The sequence below is a fragment of the Oleiphilus sp. HI0079 genome (genome assembly GCF_001635105.1).
The window spans coordinates 1-964 of sequence record NZ_LWFT01001269.1 but is presented as its reverse complement, the minus strand read 5'-3'; the positions used below and the strand labels follow the sequence as shown (position 1 = coordinate 964).

Here is a 964-nt window from a genome sequence, read left to right as displayed (position 1 = left end):
CCTCTTTCGAGGAGGGACGGCTGTTTGGATCGCCGTTATATTCTGTCGTAGCACCTGGCTCAATCGGCGTACCCCACGGGATCAGCACCTGATACTCATAGTCGTCCGATATGGTCGGCATAGTGGTATCAACAACATCTGCAATCGCAACAGGCTTAAAGCCAACCAGCTTCTTATTTTTTTTCTTATGGTAACCGTTACCAAAACCCCACTTTGCAGAGGCTGAGGGCGCTAGAAAAGCGGCTGTTGAACCCGCTAACGTGCCTTGTACAACCTTGCGTCGACTAACGTATGCGTTCAAAACCTTGTCAAAAGGCGTATTATTTGAAGGGTTTGATGAGTTGTCATCTGGATCTTGAAACCCCGATTCTTCAACTCTCTGATCGATCTTGTTGTCTGTCATGATAGCGTCTCCTCGCTAAATCGTTTTTGCTGCATGTCTGATTCGAAAATCAGATCAAACTTAAGGCTTTGTAGGTATTTCAGGCTTACCTTAAGCACAGCGCATGACAGTTCAGAGGCAGTTATTTGAAAGATTCTTTACAACGAGCTTCACGCCTTTACCATCGCGAGGAGCACGCTCTCGTTTTAGAGCCCAAGGTAAACTAAGCTGATCAGCGAAGCAGCGCGTATTCATTCATGTAGATGACAAACCAAGACGTTTAGGAGGGGCTCAAGCCATGCAACACGATGAACAATCTAACAGCACCCCGAGTCTCGGCCTTGTATGGTTAACGGATGATTTGCGCTTGGACGACAATGGCCTACTTTCGAGGGCTGCAATGGAGTGCGACAATCTCATCATCTGTTTTTTTATCGATCCCACTCATTTCAAACAAGATATGTATGGCTGCCAAAGGTTAGGATTACACCGTCGACAGTTTTTATCCGAAAGCCTGCTCTTTCTGCGAACAAAACTCGAAGCGCTAGGTCAACGCTTGAACATATTTTTAGCGAAACCACT

1 protein-coding gene and 1 pseudogene are annotated in these 964 nt (G+C 46.3%); one reads left to right on the top strand and one right to left on the bottom strand.

Annotation, left to right across the window (positions count from 1 at the left end; all coding sequences use genetic code 11):
- Positions 1–403: pseudogene (locus A3750_RS22275) on the bottom strand (hypothetical protein); the annotation flags it as partial.
- A 277-nt stretch (positions 404–680) separates the two neighbouring features.
- Here A3750_RS22275 and A3750_RS22270 point away from each other — a divergent pair.
- Positions 681–964: deoxyribodipyrimidine photo-lyase (locus A3750_RS22270; protein ID WP_197475243.1), on the top strand; the 284-nt coding region annotated here is incomplete at its 3' end.